The following is a 627-nucleotide window of genomic DNA, read 5'->3' as shown; positions in this document are numbered from 1 at the left end:
GCGTAATAACATCGTCTGTTTCAATGTTTTTTCCTCTATCAATAGAAAATGAAATAAATCTAGAAGAGAAATTAAGAAGTTATAATTTGGTGCAAGTGGTACCAAGTAATTTGCTTCCAATTGGAATTGACCCAGCGGAGAGTTTGATTTGTTTATCAATTGATGGGAAAGATAGAGGTAGTGTATATCATTGTGATATGGATTACTTTGAAGAAGATAACGAGTTAAGAGAGGAATACATCCGACTAATTTCTAAAAGTTTCTCTGAATTTGTGGAGAATTTATATATTCCTGAAAACTAATGATAGGATTTTATTGATTCGAATTAGTTAATAGTCGGTTAATCTCTTTAATTTAAACGGGGCTTTCTTTATGGTCTAACGACCCAGAGAAAGCCTCTTCTTTTTCCCCGAATTATTTAAAAGTACAACATAGGGGACGGGTGAAGTTCCTAAAGTTAATCCGAAAATTAAAGTGAATTTTAAGACTGGTTATGATAAGCATTTAATTGAAGTAGAAGGTTTTAAAGCAAAACCGACTATAGGTATAAAAGGTGGACACAACCTTGAAAACTTTGAATAGTACATTTTAGACAACTTCGGTGATCCGATAAAGAATATTAATCAA

The 627-nt window shown here is 32.1% G+C and carries 1 protein-coding gene; it reads left to right on the top strand.

Annotated features, from left to right (window positions below; translation table 11 throughout):
* Window positions 1-302 (top strand): SMI1/KNR4 family protein (locus tag AC1DTM_RS30555; RefSeq protein WP_477001713.1); only part of this gene is annotated, 302 nt, incomplete at its 5' end.
* Between the last annotated feature and the right edge of the window lie 325 nt (window positions 303-627).

This window comes from Bacillus sp. P4_D3 (genome assembly GCF_056401855.1).
The sequence above is the reverse complement of the archived record's forward strand: the minus strand, read 5'-3'. Positions and strand labels throughout refer to the sequence as shown.